The 20,385-nt window shown below is 43.4% G+C and carries 21 protein-coding genes; 15 read left to right on the plus strand and 6 right to left on the minus strand.

The window, feature by feature from the left end:
* Positions 1-57: 57 nt before the first annotated feature.
* The 4 genes from rpsP to rplS are packed head-to-tail and all read left to right on the plus strand — an operon-like array spanning position 58 to position 2,157.
* A complete protein-coding gene (gene rpsP / locus MRK00_03420; protein ID MDR4516428.1) occupies positions 58-330 on the plus strand; it encodes a 30S ribosomal protein S16 in 273 nt (90 codons plus the stop codon).
* Between the two features lie 28 nt (positions 331-358).
* On the plus strand, positions 359-898 hold the full coding sequence (gene rimM / locus MRK00_03425; protein ID MDR4516429.1) for a ribosome maturation factor RimM: 540 nt from the start codon (positions 359-361) through the stop codon (positions 896-898).
* 22 nt (positions 899-920) lie between these two features.
* Entirely contained in the window at positions 921-1,697 is a 777-nt protein-coding gene (trmD, locus tag MRK00_03430) for a tRNA (guanosine(37)-N1)-methyltransferase TrmD (GenBank protein MDR4516430.1), read from the plus strand.
* 22 nt (positions 1,698-1,719) lie between these two features.
* Positions 1,720-2,157, plus strand: a complete 438-nt coding sequence (gene rplS / locus MRK00_03435; GenBank protein ID MDR4516431.1) for a 50S ribosomal protein L19 — start codon at positions 1,720-1,722, stop codon at positions 2,155-2,157.
* A gap of 73 nt (positions 2,158-2,230) precedes the next feature.
* Here the strand turns inward: rplS and arsC are convergent, their stop codons facing one another.
* The 3 genes from arsC to MRK00_03450 all read right to left on the minus strand — a co-directional run bounded on the left by arsC (position 2,231) and on the right by MRK00_03450 (position 3,579).
* Positions 2,231-2,578, minus strand: coding sequence for an arsenate reductase (glutaredoxin) (gene arsC / locus MRK00_03440; protein ID MDR4516432.1), 348 nt, complete (start codon positions 2,576-2,578; stop codon positions 2,231-2,233).
* 113 nt (positions 2,579-2,691) lie between these two features.
* On the minus strand, positions 2,692-3,219 hold the full coding sequence (locus MRK00_03445) for an invasion associated locus B family protein (protein ID MDR4516433.1): 528 nt from the start codon (positions 3,217-3,219) through the stop codon (positions 2,692-2,694).
* Between the two features lie 102 nt (positions 3,220-3,321).
* Positions 3,322-3,579 (minus strand): DUF2024 family protein, encoded by a 258-nt coding sequence (locus MRK00_03450; protein MDR4516434.1) that lies wholly within the window; start codon positions 3,577-3,579, stop codon positions 3,322-3,324.
* 921 nt (positions 3,580-4,500) lie between these two features.
* On the opposite strand from MRK00_03450, the gene MRK00_03455 reads away from it, so the two are divergent.
* Entirely contained in the window at positions 4,501-7,377 is a 2,877-nt protein-coding gene (locus tag MRK00_03455) for an EAL domain-containing protein (GenBank protein MDR4516435.1), read from the plus strand.
* 128 nt (positions 7,378-7,505) lie between these two features.
* Here MRK00_03455 and MRK00_03460 read toward each other — a convergent pair whose 3' ends face one another.
* A complete protein-coding gene (locus MRK00_03460) occupies positions 7,506-8,051 on the minus strand; it encodes an NUDIX hydrolase (protein ID MDR4516436.1) in 546 nt (181 codons plus the stop codon).
* A 59-nt stretch (positions 8,052-8,110) separates the two neighbouring features.
* On the minus strand, positions 8,111-9,043 hold the full coding sequence (locus tag MRK00_03465; protein MDR4516437.1) for a DUF2914 domain-containing protein: 933 nt from the start codon (positions 9,041-9,043) through the stop codon (positions 8,111-8,113).
* Positions 9,044-9,214: 171 nt separating this feature from the next.
* Here MRK00_03465 and ligA point away from each other — a divergent pair, with 171 nt between their 5' ends.
* The 4 genes from ligA to def are packed head-to-tail and all read left to right on the plus strand — an operon-like array spanning position 9,215 to position 13,082.
* Positions 9,215-11,248, plus strand: a complete 2,034-nt coding sequence (ligA, locus tag MRK00_03470) for an NAD-dependent DNA ligase LigA (GenBank protein ID MDR4516438.1) — start codon at positions 9,215-9,217, stop codon at positions 11,246-11,248.
* Between the two features lie 3 nt (positions 11,249-11,251).
* Positions 11,252-11,809, plus strand: a complete 558-nt coding sequence (locus MRK00_03475; protein MDR4516439.1) for a hypoxanthine-guanine phosphoribosyltransferase — start codon at positions 11,252-11,254, stop codon at positions 11,807-11,809.
* Positions 11,810-11,812: 3 nt separating this feature from the next.
* Positions 11,813-12,559, plus strand: a complete 747-nt coding sequence (locus tag MRK00_03480; protein ID MDR4516440.1) for an S-methyl-5'-thioinosine phosphorylase — start codon at positions 11,813-11,815, stop codon at positions 12,557-12,559.
* Positions 12,549-13,082, plus strand: coding sequence for a peptide deformylase (gene def / locus MRK00_03485; GenBank protein ID MDR4516441.1), 534 nt, complete (start codon positions 12,549-12,551; stop codon positions 13,080-13,082). The genes MRK00_03480 and def overlap by 11 nt, the downstream gene beginning before the upstream one ends.
* A gap of 8 nt (positions 13,083-13,090) precedes the next feature.
* On the opposite strand, the gene MRK00_03490 is transcribed toward def, so the two are convergent.
* Positions 13,091-14,008 (minus strand): hypothetical protein, encoded by a 918-nt coding sequence (locus MRK00_03490; protein MDR4516442.1) that lies wholly within the window; start codon positions 14,006-14,008, stop codon positions 13,091-13,093.
* Between the two features lie 894 nt (positions 14,009-14,902).
* Between MRK00_03490 and MRK00_03495 the strand changes: the two genes are divergently transcribed.
* From MRK00_03495 to MRK00_03520, 6 genes are all read left to right on the plus strand, one after another.
* A complete protein-coding gene (locus tag MRK00_03495; GenBank protein MDR4516443.1) occupies positions 14,903-15,709 on the plus strand; it encodes a methane monooxygenase/ammonia monooxygenase subunit C in 807 nt (268 codons plus the stop codon).
* A gap of 316 nt (positions 15,710-16,025) precedes the next feature.
* On the plus strand, positions 16,026-16,745 hold the full coding sequence (locus MRK00_03500; protein MDR4516444.1) for a hypothetical protein: 720 nt from the start codon (positions 16,026-16,028) through the stop codon (positions 16,743-16,745).
* Between the two features lie 131 nt (positions 16,746-16,876).
* Positions 16,877-17,302 carry an Hsp20/alpha crystallin family protein gene (locus MRK00_03505; GenBank protein MDR4516445.1) on the plus strand — a complete coding sequence of 142 codons (426 nt, stop codon included), beginning with the start codon at positions 16,877-16,879 and terminating at the stop codon, positions 17,300-17,302.
* 165 nt (positions 17,303-17,467) lie between these two features.
* The gene (locus MRK00_03510; GenBank protein MDR4516446.1) at positions 17,468-19,381 is read left to right on the plus strand and encodes an ATP-binding cassette domain-containing protein; all 1,914 of its coding nucleotides are present in this window, start codon (positions 17,468-17,470) and stop codon (positions 19,379-19,381) included.
* Between the two features lie 112 nt (positions 19,382-19,493).
* Positions 19,494-19,817, plus strand: coding sequence for a cytochrome c (locus MRK00_03515; GenBank protein ID MDR4516447.1), 324 nt, complete (start codon positions 19,494-19,496; stop codon positions 19,815-19,817).
* Positions 19,818-19,842: 25 nt separating this feature from the next.
* Entirely contained in the window at positions 19,843-20,172 is a 330-nt protein-coding gene (locus tag MRK00_03520) for a cytochrome c (protein ID MDR4516448.1), read from the plus strand.
* Positions 20,173-20,385: the final 213 nt, after the last annotated feature.

The following is a 20,385-nucleotide window of genomic DNA, read 5'->3' on the forward strand; positions in this document are numbered from 1 at the left end:
TTCACTATATTTAAGTTATAAGTTATAAATTTTGAGCAAAAGGCAAGTGGGCGATAAATTATGGTCATAATCAGATTGGCACGCGGGGGCGCAAAAAAACGTCCTTTTTTTAACATGGTTGTTGCGAATTCACGCAACGCACGGGATGGCAGATTTATAGAACGTGTTGGTTTTTATAACCCCAGGGCTACTGGTGGCGAAGAAACCTTACGCATTCAAATGGATCGGATCGATTATTGGCAATCGCATGGCGCACAGCTATCCGGCACGGTAAACAGATTATTAAAACAATTTGCGGCAACGAATAAACAAGCACCCGCAAATACCTAGTAGCGACCGACTAGAACCCATGGTTATCATGGGCCATGTTATTAACGCTTTTGGTATTCTTGGCTGGATCAAGGTGCAGCCATACACGAATGAAATTGACGGACTGCTTGAATACAAAACCTGGTGGTTAGGACAAGAAAATAACCACTGGAATGAAATGCAGGTCATAACCGCTCGCATAAATGGCAATACACTGCATGTAAAGTTAAAAGAATGCGATGACCGGGATCATGCGCTTCAGCTAAAAGGAATGCAAATTGCAGTTCCACGGAACGAACTACCGGATTTACCGGAAAATGGAGAACACGGATACTACTGGTCTGATTTGATTGGCGCCGAAGTCGTTAATCTGAATAGCGAAAAACTTGGCACAGTGACAGGACTGATTGAAACGGGCTCTAATGATATACTGCGAGTTAAAACCGGGAACATCGTTTCTGAGCGCCCCGAACACTCTGGAAGTAATGGCACACAAGAGCTGCTGATTCCATTCATTGAGAAGACATTCATCAAAAAAGTGAATTTAGCGTGTTCTCAAATCGTTGTGGACTGGGAATTGGATTATTGAAGCAGATATTAAGGTAAAAGCGATGCCTTATGAATGCGATGTGATCACATTGTTCCCGGATATGTTTGACGCCATTACGCAATATGGTGTCACAGGAAGGGCTCATAAAAACAGGCTGTTCCATTTAATTAAATGGAATCCGCGTGATTTTAGTGAAAACAACTACCGCACTGTTGATGACAGCCCCTACGGTGGGGGCCCCGGAATGGTTATGATGGCAAAGCCGCTGGAACAGGCGATCATTAAGGCAAAAGAACGGCAGCAATCGCTTGGTATTGATAAAACAGAGGTCATTTATCTGTCTCCGCAAGGACAAAAGTTTGATTATGGACTGGTCAAGCGGCTAAGCAAGTTGCGCGGTATTATTTTGCTCTGCGGTCGTTATGAAGGCGTTGATGAACGCGTGTTAAACCGCCAGGTGGATACAGAAATCTCAATTGGCGATTACGTTCTGTCAGGCGGGGAGCTTGCGGCTATGGTAGTGATAGACGGTATAACACGGTTGATTCCAGGAACACTGGGCGATCCAGAATCAGCCAATCAGGACTCGTTTGTAAACGGACTGCTGGATTACCCGCATTACACGCGTCCTGAGAATTACTGTGACAGCAGTGTTCCGGAAGTATTATTATCGGGCAATCATGCCGATATACGCCGCTGGCGCTTACAGCAGGCGTTAGGAAGGACTTGGCTGAAACGCCCGGATTTACTTAAATTGAAAGAAGCCCAAGGTATTACACAAGAAGAAGAAACGCTTCTGGAAGAATTTAAGAAAGCCTGCAAAACCAGGTTAAAATAAACGGTAAATAGGAAAAAATGTTATGAACATCATTGATCAATTAGAAGCTGAAGAAATTAGTCGTTTAAATAAAGATATACCCAGTTTTGCCCCTGGTGATACCGTTGTTGTCAATGTCAATGTTGTCGAGGGAGACCGCAAACGGGTGCAGGCATATGAAGGCGTTGTCATTGCGAAACGCAATCGCGGCTTAAATTCGGCATTTACGGTTCGCAAGATTTCCAGCGGTGAAGGGGTAGAACGGACTTTCCAAACTTATTCTCCGCTTATTGCAAGTATAGAAATCAAACGCCGCGGTGATGTTCGTCGTGCAAAACTATATTATTTGAGAGACCGTTCAGGTAAATCTGCGCGCATTCGCGAAAAGCTGCCTGCACGTTTAAATAAACAAGCCCAAGCAACAGCACCTAAAAAGCAGGACAAACCCGTCAAGGATGCACAGGAAGCAATTTCTGAGTAAGTGTTTAGAAAATTCCGTTTAAAAAAAGCCATAGATAGTTAGAAATCATCTATGGCTTTTTAGAATGTACCGGTTACAGCAGTTCCCGGATATTTTCGGGTGGTCGACATATTTTTGCCTTATCCCCACGCACCACAATTGGGCGTTGCATCAAATCGGGATTTTCAACCATATGTCTAATCAATTCATCCTCCGAGACTGTATTTAAATCGAGCTCCCTTGCAGCAGGCTCATCCTCACGCAATACATCACGCGCAGACAGATTCAGTTTTTGTATCAACTCTTTCAATTTATCGACAGTTAGCGGTGTTTCGTAATAATTGACGGATTCATATTCCTGACCACTCTCATCAAGTAACGCCAATGTGCCGCGGCATTTACTGCATGTTGGCTTTTGATAAATTGTAATTTTATCGCTCATGAAACACATCTTCTCCTTAACTAAATATCACTTTGCCATAGACGACGCGGGCCGTACTAACTTTGGCAACACGGCAACAAAATTGTTAACAAATCATTTTTTTCTGAGCTGACTTAATTCACACCGCACTCATCAGAAATCGCCTTATGCGCTGCAGACGATCCTTTTAATCCAAAAGTGTCTGTTGTCGGCGTTCCGCGCGAAGAAGTTCCTTGAACCACCAGTGCGCTTCCACGCCGGATTGCATCAGCGAGCCTGTTATCGGTATCCTGATCCTGCGCCCACGCAGAATCGTCCTGGGTAAAAAGCTTAAAACTTTGATTATTGACCTTAACTGTAACTTCACTACCCGCCTTATAGGTATAACCGGCAATATAGCTGAACACATTTTTACTGCCCTCTGCCGGACGATGAGTGACTAAAGCAAAAATATCGCCACGCTTTGAATAGTCACCTTCGTCTTTTTTTGGCTGGCTGACCATATAGCAAACTTTGCCATTGTTTTCCATAAACTTATATGCTGTCCAATCGCCATGTTGCCCCAACAACTCGGGCTCGGATGCCTGGACTGGACTCATTGCACCACCCAGAAAAATAATGGCGCCTGTCAAAAATAACCTTCTGAATTGTCGATACTTCATAATGAAAAACCCTGAGATTGTATTAGATCAACGAGTTTTCTGTAACTGTAAACTCAATTTATGGAAAATGCATTGCTCTGATTGATCAATGAAACAAAAAACTTAAGCACACCCTTCCATTTTATAAATGTAATAACCTGTATTATTTATGGCGTCAATCACATCAGGCGGCGCGCTTTGGCTATGACAGAAACTGCACTCTTTGCTGGTTACAACAGCATCATTCTCACCAATGGAAGTTAACCATTCTTTGGCGTATTCAACGGCTTTTTGATCGTCCTTAACCGCCGTAAAAACGTCAAAGTGCATAATATGTCCATCTTTAGCTTTCACATAGGTATCATAAACATGAATCTGCATATTTCTTTTAGTCCTCAAAATTAAAACCGAAAAATTGGCAAAGCAATATCATTAACACATCAAAATCGCATTGCTTTTCTTGAAGGGGTTACTATATCAATTAATCCAATAAACCGCCATGGTAATGAACCGATTTACAAAATCTTCATAACAATTATAGCCGCTCAGTCACTTTATCCTGTCTAGCCAAAGCCAACTGGATAGTCAACTTTGGATGGATGCTCTTCGTGAGCGCATCATTTGCAGATTATTAGAAATTTGACAGTTAGCGCGCGCATATTACTCGTTTCTCATTTTAAAACCGCCAAATGCTTTGTGTTTTCGTAAGCCATACGAAACCCCGGTTCATTACCTGCCACTCCATTAACCATAAACTAAGAAAACTTGATCCAGCCAGGATTATTATTACAATGGGATTTTATAACCTATAGGGATGGTGTGGCGCGAACAGATTCGAGCATTCTGAAATAACCCGCTATGATTATGTGTCTATTTCGCAAGGTGTACTGAGAAATGACGCTGTCTCGGGCAAGCGCAACGAACAACATACACTCAAAATTTTCGCCTTAAAAAGTGCTAATGGAGAATCTGGGTTGAAAATACAAAATCGTTGTAAGAAATAATAAATTTCGAGAAATGTGATGAGTACGTAAAACTGACCGAACGTTACAATTTGTCTTATAAAAACATCGTATGATACCGCCGGGTTAAATATAATGAAAATCATACCGAGTAGTTTATAATTGCAAAAGCCTTTACAAGACCCTATTTACGAAAAACGCGAAAATTCAGCAATCCAATGTAGCGCATACTTAATATAATTCAATACAAAAAGTTAGCTTATTAATGTATTAGTACCGTAGCGCCAGAATCGTTCAATCGGTATTTGCTTCAATGCAAACATGTAACTTGGAGAAAACGATGTCAACTAAAGCTATTGCCGAGCCGATACGTCTGGGCGTGATGTCGCCGATGACGGGTATCGTCGGTCTGTACGGTACCGAGATCAATTGGGCCGCCCGCATCGCCTGTGATGAAGTAAACTCAAATGGAGGCATAGCGGGTCGGTCTGTTGAGTTGGTGGTAATCGACGACGGCAGCTTGCCGCAAACTGCAATCCCGGCTGCCATAAGGCTGATTGATGAATATCAATGTGTGGCCATGATTGGCAATTTGTTATCAAACACACGAATTTCGGTTCTCAAACAGGTCGCGGAACCCAGGTGCATTCCGCTACTTAATTTTTCTTTTTATGAAGGTAGCCTTCATAGCCATTATTTTTTCCATTTTGCCGCGCTGCCTAATCAGCAAATCGATCGGATGATTCCTTTTATGGCTGAAAAATGCGGACTTAAGATGTTTTTTGCCGGAAACAATTATGAATGGCCGCGTGGCTCAATAGATGCAGCTAAGCAGATGTTGGGCAAAATCAGCGGAGAGGTGGTTGGTGAAGAATATTTTGAAATAGGTGTCAAAGAATCTGAGATTGATAGTCTGTTGATGCATGTAGCCCACTCAGGTGCGGATGTATTTGTTCCCTATTTTGCTGGCACAGATCAGATCATGTTATTAACACGTTTTACGGAAATGGGTTTAAAAAAACGTATGGCGGTTGTCATGGGGCATTATGATGAAATGATGGTAAGCAAAATGCCCGCCTCCGTGAGAGAAGGATTTTATTCCAGTAATACTTATTTTATGTCTGTTGATACGGTTGAGAATAAGCGATATTTGCAGAGTCTGCAGCAGCAACCGGACGTTACGGGCATATGGCCAAAAGGTAACGGTATCTTGACGAACTTTGGCGAGGGCGCATACCTATGTGTGCATGCTTTTGCCAAGGCGGCAAATGAAGCCGGGGAAATCAAAGGCGAATCCTTGATTCGTGCGCTGAGCACTGTCTGTGTGAATGGACCGCAAGGAAAAGTCACCATGCGCGCCAAATCACATCATGCCAAAGTCAACAATTACTTGTCACGCTGCAATGCAGACGGCACCTTTACAATTGTGAGTGCTTTCAAAGGAATAGAACCGGTCATTCCTGTCCGCTATCAGTATCAGGTTAGCGACATTGCCCAAAAAAAAGAAAAATGGAAGAGTAAATCGATTAGCAGTGATGTTCGGCAGATTTTATCTTTGGTTGATTTGCTGATTATCGTTACTGATAAAACGGGCGTCATTTTAGAAGCCAATCAGAATGCATGTCTGCTGTTTGACTATTCCAATAATGAGCTCATCGGCAAGTCAATTCATAATCTTTTCCCGCTGATTCTGTATGTACAAAATACCGAACGCCTGAAAAAATTTGTATCCGGTAAGGAAACTCGGCTCCGGATGCAGCTTGAAGATGAAATCATGGGGATGCGTAAGGACGGCGCTTTTGTTACTTTACAGCTTGGCATTTCAAAATATTTTTGTGATGATGATTTAATGCTGATCTTCAATATGCTGGATGTGACCAAACGAAAACATGAGGAAGAAGCACTTTGCCGACAATCGATTTACGATACATTGACGGATCTACCGAATCGTTTTTTGATTCATGGCCGATTGAACAATGCAATGAAACGCTCACAAAAAGATGGGCTAGATGTTGCTGTATTGTTTATCGATTTGGACAATTTCAAGTTGATTAATGATACCCACGGCCATGATGTGGGCGATATTTTGTTGAAAGAAGTTGCCGAGTGTTTGCTCCTGGAAGTGCGACCGGGAGACACAGTCGGACGGCTCGGTGGAGATGAGTTTATTGTTATTTGCGAACAAATAGAAGCGCCTAGCATAATTTCAGACTTGGCAATGCGTATTAATGTCGTTTTAAGACAACCTTTTTTCATTGAAAATCTTCAGCTGTTCATATCGGCGAGCATTGGCGTTGTAGTATCGCATGGTAACGAATTTACGGCAGAAAATATGCTGCATTCAGCTGATCTGGCAATGTACGCTGTGAAACAAAAAGGACGTGATAGCTGGCAATTTTTTGATGAACAGCTGCAACAAGAAATCAATCAGAAACACAAGGTGATTCATGGATTGCGCCAGGCGCTCGAACGTAATGAATTCTTTGTATGTTTCCAACCGATTGTTTCAATAACGGGTGACGAGATTGCCGGAGCGGAATTATTGTTACGCTGGAAATTCGACGGCGAATTGATATCACCTGATTTCTTTATTCCGTTGGCAGAAAAAATTGGCGTCATTGCCTCAATCGGGAGGTGGGTGTTTCGTGAGGGATGCAAGGCAGAAGCCGGCTGGCGTAAACAATGGAAAAGCAAGGCGCCATATGTGTCAATCAATATGTCGACAATCCAGTTAAATGATAAAGATTTAATTAGCTGTTTTGCAAAGACGCTATATGAAACAGGTGCAGACCCAACACGGATACTGCTGGAAATCACGGAAACTTCTTTGATGATGGATGTGGAGTCAAACCAGAGAGTTATTCATCAACTGTCATCTCTCGGTCTAAGGATCGCTGTTGATGACTTTGGTACTGGCTATTCTTCGCTGGCGCAATTGGCGCGGTTGTCTGTAAGTGTTCTAAAAATTGACCGGGTATTTATTCATGATATGGAGCAATCAAAAGATATGCATACACTGGTGCGTACGATTATTGCTTTGGGACACTCATTAGGCTTAAAAATCATCGCCGAAGGTATAGAAACATACAGTCAGATGACAGAATTACAAAAACTGGATTGTGATTATATTCAAGGTTATCTTTGTTTCCGGCCTATGGATAAAAATGATTTTGATAAAAAAATTGGAAGTATTATTTTGGCAGCGTCTAAAATCTAAATGCAGCAATCCGGTTCAAGGTTCGACTTTATTCGATTAAGCATTTTGTATCGGACAAATTGCATTGGCGTGAACTGCCGATAATTGTATAAAAACAGTTGTACCGCGATAGGCGGAAATATCAACAATCAACCTGTCTTGTGAGAGCGCTCAATAATACCCGTGTGAAACGCAAGCTTACCTGCGTTGCGTTCAGTGATATAGCGTTTTAAAGGATCGTGAATTACGCGAAAAGCCATTTCATCCCAGGGTATTTCATTTTCGGACACCAGTTTGACTTCGCTGCTCTCGATACCGGGACTAAAATCCAGGTCAAGCAATCGTGCGCGAAACAGAACATATACCTGGCTGATATGCGGCAGGCTGTATATTGCATAAAGATCGCAGATTTCCACACGGGCGTTGGCTTCTTCCAACGTTTCCCGGGCAGCCGCTTCCGCTAACGTTTCATTGTTTTCCATGAATCCTGCCGGCAGCGTCCACCAGCCACTGCGTGGTTCTATTGCACGCCGGCAAAGCAGAATTTTGTCTTCCCATTCGGGTATACAGCCGACTACGACCTTCGGGTTCTGATAATGAATTTCGTGACATTCCGTACAGATATATCTGGGTAACGTATCACCTTCTGGTATACGGAATTCTACGATCGCACTACAACAGCTACAAAATTTCATAAATTGCTTCAACCTGATTTTCTGATTTTTAAAAAATCAGATTGTAAAAAATAAATGTATTACAAATGATTACTGACGACAAAGTGCCGTTCTGACAATTGTTTGCCGTCCTTGTCTGTCAATACCGCTCGCCACGACCCTGTATTTCTTTGACTTAACACCTTATTGGCATAGGTGCGCCAGTTATTACCGCCTATACGAAGTTTTGTTTCTGCGACAGGTTGATCTTGATAATACCAGCTGATGGTAACCTGTTGTCCAGCGAGATCGTGTAATTCAATAAAAAAATAAATGCTTTTACGTTTATCTTGTTCAAGCTGAATATGATTGATTTCGTCGACCGGTTCGCGATGTTTCACTGCATGGGTTAATTGCGCACGTATTACCTGAGGGTGGTCAGTTTCATTAAGGGGAAGCGACGACAGCAGTTCAGGACTGTTATTGTTCTGTGTCATTGTCTTTTGCGTATCGTTTATTGTTAATTGCGGTTTCACGGCGGGCGCCGGTGGACTGTGTTTATTTGCATGATTCGGTTTGGAATCCGGTACGATGATACGCGCATTGTCTGACTCAGCTTTAGCCGTGTTCTTGGCCGTTTCAGTTATGTCTTTTATTTCGGAGGGTGGTTTTTTTTCATTTTCTGCATGTGTGGCAGAATTGGCCTGCGTGTCAAGTGTGGATTTTAAGGCGTTATTGTTATAATAATTAAAATTCCCAGCTGGATCTGAGCCACTGCCAGTATCTGATTGGAGGCTGCCGATATCAGCTTCATCATCATTCTGGCTCAATAAAAGAACGCTGATCAATCCAATCACTGCGACCAATGCGAGTACTGCCAGTGAAATTTTACGCCAGTCAAATGGCGGCTTTTCCAGGTAATCTTGGGTGTCGATAACCGGAATGGATTCCCCGGTTACTTCAGTTTGACCCGTTTCTTCTGGGGTTTTAGGCTGCTGAATTTGGATACGAATTTTCAGTTTGTTATCAGTCATATCTGGTTTTGGCCTAAGCTTGATTTTATTACTCTGTTGGAATTATACCGTAGAACACGATAGACATTGGCACCTAAAAAATATGCCAGGATCGCATCTTTAAACTGTCCTATCATATATATTCTACAATAGACACCGTTACTCAAGAAAAAGCTTGGAAACATGCAGAGAATGAAGCAAACGATAGAAACTTGCCAACAGCAATTGCGCCAATTACGCCGACAGATTGAGCAACATAATTATCAATATTATGTACTGGATGCGCCGACTGTTCCCGATGCCGAATATGATCAATTATTCCGAAAATTACAACAAATAGAACGCGATTATCCGCAACTGGTTACACCCGATTCTCCCACCCAGCGTGTTGGCGCCAAACCGCTGAAGTCGTTTGCACAGGTTGCGCACAACACAGCGATGCTGTCGTTGAATAACGCCTTTGAAGAAGATGAAGTTATGGCATTTAACCGACGGGTTTGTGAAGAGCTTGAGGTTCAGGAAGTGGAGTATTCGGTTGAACCCAAATTTGACGGTTTGGCCGTCAGTTTGCGTTATGAAAAAGGCATTCTTAAAACAGGTGCGACCCGGGGAGACGGTTATACCGGTGAAGATATCACGCTCAACCTGCGTACCGTCAAGGCGATACCGTTGTCCTTGCCCACAAAAGAAATCCCTGAATTACTTGAAGTGCGCGGTGAAGTGCTTATGCTCAAGGCAGACTTTAACCGATTGAATCAGCAGTATCTTGAGAAAGGCGAAAAAGTTTTCGCCAATCCGCGAAACGCAGCTGCCGGTTCGTTACGTCAGCTTGACTCGGCAATTACCGCTACGCGTCCGCTGATGTTTTTTGCCTACGGTATTGTTCCCAGCGAAGACTCGCGCGTACCTCAGGAAAGCCATAGTGCCATTATGCAGTTTCTCAGAAATCTTCATTTTCCTGTAGCGCGGGAACGTGCAGTGGTTAAAGGTTGTCCGGCGTTGCTCGCATATTACCGGAAAATTGGCGCGCAGCGTGATCAGCTTCCGTATGATATTGACGGCGTGGTCTATAAAGTCAATTCATTGGTGCAACAGGTCAAGTTGGGGTTTGTTGCACGTGCGCCGCGCTTTGCCCTGGCGCATAAATTTCCGGCACAGGAAGCTGTTACACGCTTGCTCGACATCAATGTCCAGGTTGGCAGAACAGGCGCACTGACTCCAGTTGCGCGATTGGACCCCGTCTTCGTCGGCGGCGTGACTGTAACCAATGCGACCTTGCATAATGCCGACGAGGTTCATCGAAAAGATGTACGGATAGGCGATACGGTTATTGTCCGCCGTGCCGGTGATGTTATTCCTGAGATCGTTTCTGTCGTTCTGGCGCAGCGTCCCGAGAATACGCAACCATTTGTCATGCCACAACATTGTCCGGTTTGTGGCGCAAAAGCGGTACGTATGGATGGTGAAGCGGTTTCCCGCTGTACCGGCGGCCTTTTCTGCCCCGCACAACGGAAACAGTCCATTTTGCATTTCGCGTCGCGTCGCGCAATGGATATTGATGGGCTGGGGGAAAAACTGGTTAACCAGCTGGTTGATAATGCCATTGTCAGAAATCCTGCCGATCTATACCAATTGGGACTGCTTGCGCTCGCCAATCTGGAGCGCATGGCCGAGAAATCGGCCGGTAACATCCTGGCGGCGATTGAAAAAAGTAAACATACTACGCTTGCACGTTTTATTTATGCTTTGGGTATCCGAAACGTGGGTGAAGCAACCGCCAAAGATCTTGCACGCCATTTCGGTAGCCTGGATCGCCTGATCGAATCCGATATGGACAGTTTGCTGCAAGTGCCGGATGTAGGCCCTGTCGTAGCGCAGAGTATTCTGGATTTTTTTGCCGAAATGCATAACCGCGAAGTCATTGAACGCTTACGCGCAAGCGGAGTATCCTGGGAAGAACATACTGATACAATCACCAAACCGAACGAAAATAGTGTCATTAGTGATAAAACATTTGTACTCACCGGCACGTTGCCAAATATGACCCGGGAAGAAGCCAAGGAAAAAATTGAAATGTACGGTGGGAAAGTGACTGGAAGCGTTTCCAGGAAGACTGACTATGTCGTCGTAGGGGAAGACCCGGGTAGCAAATACGAAAAAGCCGTCAATCTCGGCATCACAGTGCTGGATGAAGATGGATTCAAAAAATTACTTCAATCAATCTGATTTATGTTGACTCGAAAAGAAGCAGAACAAATCCGGCAAACGGCTGAATTAATTTATTCCGCTGAAGCGATTGAGAAAACAGTGCAACGTCTGGCCAACGAAATCACTGCAGTATTATCTGAACAAAATCCGCTCGTATTGTGTGTCATGAAAGGGGGTGTTGTATTCGCCGGACATTTGTTGCCTAAATTGATTTTTCCAATGAATTTTGATTACGTTCAGGTATCGCGCTACCATAACGAAACAAGTGGTGGAGAAATAAACTGGATCGTGTTCCCGCAAGATTGTTATAAGGATAGAACGGTTCTCGTCATAGATGATATTTTGGATGAAGGCATTACGTTGGAAGCGATTCGTAAAAAAGTGCTCGATTGCGGCGCGAAATCGTTTTATAGTGTAGTGCTGGTAGAAAAGGAACTCGGCCAAATAAAGCCGTACCAGGCTGATTTTGTCGGATTGATCCTGCCAAACCGTTATGTATTCGGTTTTGGCATGGATATACATGGCGCCTGGCGTAATCTGCCAGCAATTTATGCATTGAACTCGGAGTCGGAACTTTAAGCTATGCTGGCTATAATCGGCGGCAGTGGCATGACACAGCTATCCTGCCTTGAGATATCGCATCGTCAAATCATACGTACACCTTATGGCGAACCATCCGGACCGTTTACCTTTGGTCAGATAAATGGTCATGAAATCGTATTTCTTGCACGTCATGGGCATGGCCATACGATTCCGCCGCACTTGGTCAATTATCGCGCGAACCTGTGGGCCTTAAATACCTTGAAGCCGGAACATTTGATTGCGGTTGCGGCTGTGGGTGGAATACAGAAGGATCTAACACCTGGCAATCTGGTTGTTCCTGACCAGATCATCGATTATACGTATGGACGTGATTCAACCTACTTCAACAGCACAGACCAGCCGGTAGTGCATGCCGATTTCACCCATCCTTATTGTTCAGCGACACGTGCATTACTTTTCAAGGCAGCTAAAATGGCCGGAGAGTCTGTTGTCGATGGCGGTGTTTATGCTGCCATGCAAGGGCCGCGGCTTGAGACAGCTGCCGAGATCAACCGATTAGAACGTGACGGCGCCGATATGGTGGGTATGACGGGTATGCCGGAAACCGCATTGGCAAGAGAATTAGGACTCAATTATGCAACGCTCGCAGTTGTTGCCAATCACGCCGCCGGACGTGGTACAAACGTTGCCGAAATTCCATTAAAAGAAATTTATGCGGTTCTTGAAACGGCAATGATTCATGTTAGAAACATCATCGAACATTTAGTGAATTGTTATGGCGATTAAATCGGTACTTAAAATGGGTGAGCCTTTGTTGATGGAAGTGGCTAATCCAGTGGAACGATACAATACGCCTGAACTCAATAGGTTGATTCAGGATATGAAAGATACCATGGCGTCGCTTGATGGCGCCGGCCTTGCTGCACCGCAGATTGGCATGAGCTTGCAAGTGGTTATTTTCGGATTTAAAGAAAATCAGCGTTATCCCGGCGCGGATGAAGTGCCTTTTACCGTGCTAATCAATCCGCAACTGACACCGTTATCCGATGAAATGGAAGAGGACTGGGAAGGGTGCTTGAGTGTACCGGGTTTGCGCGGCAAAGTGCCACGATATACGCACCTGCGCTATCAGGGATTTGATCAACAGGGTCATACAATAGATCGCCAAGTGGATGGATTTCATGCGCGCGTCGTGCAGCATGAATGCGATCATTTGCAAGGTATTCTCTACCCAATGCGCATCAGGGATTTTCGTGCTTTCGGGTTTACCGGGGTACTGTTTCCCGATCAGGCTGTTTTGGATGAATAGATAAAGTACTAGGACGAGGGTTTAGTGTGCGTCTTTTTTGCATTAATCAATTCCGAGATACGCTTTCCCGTCTGCAGTGCGCCAGCACGAAATGCTTCAGTCAGCGCATTAACCGCTTGCTTGATAAACCATTCGCCTTCTTCGGTCTGGTAGAACTGAACATAAGCCTCAAGTTCCAGATCGTCGAGTTCTCGATAAACATACGCCATCGTTAAGATCATAGCCTGGTATATATTGTCGGCCATTTTTTTCTTCTGTGTGTTGAGTTCGGCATCCAAAGCATTCATTGCTGCATTATCGTCATTGACAGTACCCATCCGCATGGCGCGTTTTAAGCTTGCCGTCAGTTCGATGGCAAAATGCGTTGTATAGGTTACTGACTCGAGCATCTGTAGCAAGCGAATTCGGTTCGTCGGCAGTGGGTTTCGAGTCACGTTTTCCACGAAAGACTCAAACGCCATAAGGTCGAATTCGCGCCCTTCGATTTCTGTAATTTTGCGCATTTGCGGTGAATTAAACGAATGTGCCAGATTTGCAAGACGCTCAATATCTGAGCCCGTCTTGAGCGCCACCCGAAGCCGGCGATGGAAATGCTCCGGTCCGAATGATTCGATAACAATTTTTTCCATTTCCATGGCGACATCCGGATTATCCGGCTTGTCCTTAGATTGTTTGATCTCCTGCAGTATCTTGCCGCCGATCTCCTCAATCTGATTCTGCAATCCGGAGAGGATGATAATCCTGTCGATTAGCACATCTGGTGATGTTTCCAAAAATGAGAAAGACTCTGGTTTGATTGCTGCAGAAACATGTTGCATTGTCAGTGGGGACTGTTCTCCCTGCAAGGTTTTCCAGGATAACCATCCGCAGGACAGTAGCGCAATGCCGTAAATGACTATTTTGATTCTTACCGGATCAGATTTCACTGTAATTTTCCTCATCAGAACACGATACTGTTTAGTCCTGTACAGTTCTCAGTCAAATGGGTGCACAGAAACAGTGGAAAGACATTGATTGTTAAGCATCATTCAAATAACGGCACATGGCATGACACCTGTAGCCTCCAGCATCATTAAAGATTTGAACAGATAGGAAATTCAAACGTTTCCTTGTTCGAACAAATCGTAGATTGCTGGGTTTGGAAAAAGAAGAAGTAGACAAGGATGTCTAAATTCAACATAAATAGTTATGATAGTATTTTCTATAACATATTGAGAAAAATTGTTGAATCAGAGCTTGGTGCAGTTGTAAGGTCGTACCAGTTTGCACAAGTCGTTAAAGGCGTAAACACGGAAGTTCGATCTAAGCTCGTTGGGTCCATCTGCCATTGTTCTATACCTGCCTATTTTGCATTGGAGTGACTTTCAATTTTCAACAGATTTATCAAGCAACACGCAGCCTCAACAACAGTGACGATTTGCTACTGAAAGAAGATGCACCTATAAAACCCAAACAATTTTACCTGGCAATAACAGATTGGAATGTTGCTTGGAGCGTTCAGTTCACGACTGATCGGCCTTGATCGCAACTTTAATTTAAATCCGATGAATAATTACCGCGTTTCTTGCATATTTTCTACGTTCCTTTAGTTCATGAAAAAAGATCACGTAGAAACAATTTCTTAACACAGACTCTCGGGTATAAAATTTTCCGGAGCAGCTTCATCTGTTCAGTGTTTTTTGTAATTTTTACATTAAAAAAATTGAGAAATATTAAATTTTTTGAAACTTTTTTTTCAAAAAGCCATCTTACAGGTATGGTTTTTTTTGAAAAAGAAGAACCCTATTCTAAATAAATAATAAATTAAAGGAGAGACTATCATGGCAACAACGATGGGAACGAGTAGAGCGGCGAGTGCTGACTATGACATGTCATTGTGGTACGACTCCAAGTACTACAAGCTGGGCATGGGCATTATGCTGGCGGTAGCGATATTCTGGATTTGGTATCAACGTACATTTGCGTATTCACATGGTATGGACTCAATGGAGCCGGAATTTGACCGTGTATGGATGGGCTTGTGGCGTGTACACATGACCCTGATGCCATTGTTTGCGTTGGTAACCTGGGGCTGGATTCTGAAGACCCGTGACACCAAGGAGCAACTGGACAACCTGGATCCAAAGCTTGAAGTTAAGCGTTATTTTTACTGGATGATGTGGTTGGGTGTCTATCTGTTTGGTGTTTACTGGGGCGGCAGCTTCTTCACCGAGCAAGATGCATCCTGGCATCAGGTGATTATTCGTGACACGAGTTTCACGCCAAGTCACGTAGTTGTGTTCTATGGTTCATTCCCGATGTACATTGTATGTGGTGTAGCGGCATACCTGTACGCGATGACCCGTTTGCCACTGTATAGCCGTGGCACATCATTCCCGCTGGTTATGGCGATTGCTGGTCCGTTGATGATTCTGCCGAACGTTGGATTGAACGAGTGGGGTCATGCATTCTGGTTCATGGAAGAGCTGTTTAGCGCGCCATTGCACTGGGGTTTTGTGATTCTGGGCTGGGCAGGTTTGTTCTCAGGTGGTATCGCGGCACAGATTGTGACCCGTTACTCTAACCTGACAGACGTGATCTGGAATGGTCAAAGCAAAGAAATTCTTAATAACCGGATTGTTCCTTAATTTCAACTGCTAGATTATTTTATTCCCCCTCCCCTGTCACTGTTGAAAAACAGTGGCGGGGAAATCCTCCGCCAAGGAATTATTTCCACATAGCTTTACAACTTTTGAAGTCATTTTTACGCTGACTCAAGTTAACCATCCATTGGTATTATCGCTCCCGCCAATTCAAATATGATCCAGAATGTTATCGTGTCATCGTACGCTTTAACCTGGAATTAAAGTCTGAAATGTAAAATTTCAGGCAAGAGTTAATACTTTTGAGTTATAGATGATATGATCAGTATCGTAAATGATCAAATAAACAGCAGGAGACCATATGAACAACCCTGAATCGAATAATCCGGAGTCAAATGATCCGGACTCAAACAATGCAGAAGGCGAGAGCGATGATGAAAGCATCATGAAGTCCAGCGTCAATACGAGTTTGATAATGCCAGCTGCATTGTTGCTGGTTTTATTGATAATACCATTTTCGCTCAATTCTTTTATGCATATGCTAGCAAACAAGAATCAATTTGTTCATCCGGTAATCATGAAGCTACCGCTTGACAGCAGTGTTATTACAGCACCGCCGGAAGCTAAACAATTTGAAGGGTTCGAGGTAAAACTGAATCTAAATACACAGCAACTTGCTGAATTTATCAATGAAATTGTATCCATTTCGTCTGTAGGCACTTCTATTCAGGGTATTACCGGTTTTATATCACCCAGCATGCAAGCTGAAATAAAGGGCGAAAGTTTTAGTATTGAGAATGCCGGGCCACAAAAGCAAATGTATATTTTTAATGACACGACAGAATGGAAATGGCAAGTCGTGCCCGAGTCGTCCGGTATTCAAACAATTAAATTCAAAATGCACGTTACATCGACTGAACGTGACCATCAGAAAATAAATGTCATTGAATTGGGTCGAGCAAATATATCGGTTGATTCAAGCCCAGTCATGTGGATGGTATATAACTGGTGGATTTTCGCGCTGATCGCATTGGTCTTGTTTGGAATCTGGAAAGCATTGCGCCGCTATAATGATTATTAAATACCGGTTATCAATCAGAATGTCTTGAACAAAATCTTTCTTGCTTCATCTTGAAATAAAAACATACAGCCACATATAGAAACCATAGATTACCGAATCAAACTTTGTTTTTATTTCAAGAGGAGATGAAAATGGCAATTACACGATATGAACCATGGGGTTTACTGAGTCAATTGCAGAAAGAATTGGAACGCGGCGCAGCTGAAGGTTCAACGGCAACAGCCGAATGGGCGCCTGCAGTCGATATCAAAGAAACAAAAGACAAGTTCGTTATTCACGCAGATATCCCAGGTGTTAACCCAGAAGACATTGATATCAGCATGGAAAACGGTGTTCTCACCATTAAAGGAGAAAAGAAAACCGAAGCAGAAACCGAACAGGAAGGCTATAAACGTGTAGAGCGAACTTACGGTTCTTTTTACCGCCGATTTAGTCTGCCGGACACAGCAAACCCCGATACAATTTCGGCAGCTTCGAAACATGGTGTTCTTGAAATAACGATTCCTAAGAAGGAAGATGTACAACCCAAAAAAATCAACGTCACTTCTGTTGGTTAATTTATTTAAATTTTCCAAAAAATTGGAGCCATTGACAAATGCCAGATACTGACATTGTCAATGGCTCCATCATTTTTTAAGCCACCTTTGCCATATGTCCAGAACCGTGACAGAATGGTATCTTTGATTTTTCCACGTCTCCGTTAACAAGCCCGGTTTCCTGTTATGCCGATCATTACTCTGGAAAAAGCCTGTCTGGCTTTTGGTCACCATACACTGTTAAACCAAGTCAATCTGCAGATCGATCCGGGTGAACGAGTAGGGTTGATCGGTAGAAATGGTGGGGGCAAGTCCAGTTTATTACAGGTGTTGTCGGGCAAGATCAGACTGGACGATGGTAAATTTTGGTGTGCTTCAAGTCTAAAAATAGCATATGTCGCTCAGGAACCGTTATTAATCGATAACAATTCGGTTTATCAGGAGGTTTCAAATGGGTTGGGCAGCATCAGTCAGTTATTGCTCGATTATCATGAAGTTTCTCATGCATTAAGTATAAGCAACAAAAACACTGATCACCTGCTCGTTCAGTTACAAGAACTGCAAAATGAACTTGATACGCAGGATGGATGGAGCACACAGGCTAGAATAGAAACCGTCATCGACAAATTAAACCTAACGGCCGACCAACTAATTAAACAGCTTTCTGGCGGATTAAAAAAACGAGTAGCACTGGCTCGTGCACTGGTTATCTCGCCCGACATCCTATTGCTCGATGAACCGACAAATCATTTGGATTTAGAATCCATTGAATGGCTCGAAGAATTTTTACAAGGATTTCCAGGTAGCGTTTTATTTATAACTCATGACCGGCATTTTCTTAACAACGTAACCACACGCATTATTGAACTCGATCGCGGCATTCTGACAACTTTTCCCGGAAACTTTGACGAATATCAACGCAAGAAAATCGAAATGTTGGAAATTGAAACTACTCAAAACCATAAATTTGACAAAGTCCTGGCACAGGAAGAAATATGGATACGCAAGGGGATTCAAGCAAGGTGCACGCGCAACGAAGGGCGGGTTCGTCGCCTGGAAGTCTTGCGCAAGGAGCGCGCTTCAAGAAGAGAGCGTGTCGGAAAAGCCAATTTGCAAGTTGATGTTGGCGAACAATCGGGAGACCTGGTCGCTGAACTCATTCAAGTCAGTAAAAAGTTTGGAAGTAAATCGATCATTGATAATTTTTCTTGCCGTATAATGCGCAGAGATCGCGTTGGTTTAGTGGGACCAAACGGCGTCGGGAAATCGACGTTTTTAAAACTGATTCTGGGCGAATTAAAGCCTGATTCAGGTCAAATTCGCCAAGGAACCAAACTGTCCATTGCATATTTTGACCAGATGCGGGAGCAGTTGGATGAAGATATGACATTGACCGAAACGATCAGTCAGGGCGCTGAGTTTATCGATATTAATGGCAAGCGTAAGCACGTCATCAGTTATCTGGAAGATTTTTTATTTTCTCCGCAACGTGCACGCTCCCCGGTTAAATCGCTTTCCGGCGGTGAACGCAATCGCCTATTATTGGCGCGGTTATTTACCCGTCCAGCTAATGTAATGGTGCTTGATGAACCAACAAACGATCTGGATATAGAGACACTGGAATTATTGGAGGAAATGCTGCAAAGTTATACGGGAACATTATTCTTGGTCAGCCATGACCGGACATTTTTGGATAATGTTGTCACTCAGGTTGTTGCATTTGAAGGGAATGGCGTGCTGCGAGAATATGTCGGTGGTTACTCGGATTGGATTCAGACCAGGCAGCTTAAAGAAAAACAAACTCAAACAGAGAGTGTTAAACAATATGATCCTATATCAGCCAAAAAAAAGAATAAGCCAACAACGCAGACCAGAAAACTGAGTTACCAAGAAAACCGTGAACTGGATGCGCTACCCGACAAAATAGAAATGTTGGAGCTTGAACAGGTCAACATTACCCTGCGCTTGAATGATGCGGAAATATACCGGAGTAATCCGGGTGAGGCCATAGCATTACAACAGCGTTTTTCAACCATAGAAAAAGAATTAACAGAGTGTCTCGAACGATGGGACGAATTGGAGTCAAGAAGCGCAAAATAAACGGAAAGTAACAGTAAAATTTCCCTATAAACAACATGGACATAGTATGCAATTCATTGACCAAATCGAGCACATCGTTTAAAGTTCAACTTTTAAGAGGAGGAGGCCTACAATGAAACAAAAAACAATGATTAATTTATTACTTGCCTCGAGCATGCTATTGGTATTTTCAGGTATAGCTCAAGCTGGCGACGCGGCGGCCGGGAAAGAAAAGAATTCTATGTGCATAGGGTGCCATGGAATTGATGGTTATCGTACCGCTTTTCCTTCAGCGTATAACGTACCTAAAATCGGTGGTCAATATGAAGAATATCTGGTCAAATCACTCGAAGGCTACAGAGATGGCACACGCAGTCACCCTTCTATGACGGGACTTGCAAAATCTCTTTCAGACCAGGATATCAAGGATTTAGCAGCTTTCTATGCAAATAATTAATTGAGATTTACATAAGGAATAAATGATGAAGAAATATTTTATTGCCGCGCTCAGCAGCGCCGCTCTTGTTTTATCGGGTCAGGTTGTTGCAGCTGATATTGAAGCAGGTAAAAGCAAAGCTGCAGAGGCATGTGCGTCGTGCCATGGTGCTGACGGAAACAGTCCAGCACCCAATTTTCCACATATCGGTGGTCAGTACAGAACATATTTAGAGAAAGCACTGAAAGATTACAAATCTGGCAGCCGCACTGACCCTGTCATGAATGGCATGGCAGCAGCATTGACTAAAGAAGATATCGAAAACCTCGCATTCTATTATTCAAGCCTGTCTGGCAAACTAAACTCGAACAGATAAAAAAACCTGTATTCCCTAGAAGAGAATACTTAACAGCTTTTATTGTTGCTAGTGAACGCTGATTAATTCATGAATTTGAACAGTCCTGAATTAATCAGAATCCTAGTTGAAACGGGATATGTTAAAGTCAATAGTTAATACACTATGTAACCATATCCCGTGTTTGTTTTAGGAATCAGCGCAAGATTTCATTGTGAATAAAGTAATAAAGCG

It is taken from the genome of Nitrosomonas sp. (assembly GCA_031316255.1).
Taxonomy (GTDB): Bacteria; Pseudomonadota; Gammaproteobacteria; order Burkholderiales; family Nitrosomonadaceae; genus Nitrosomonas.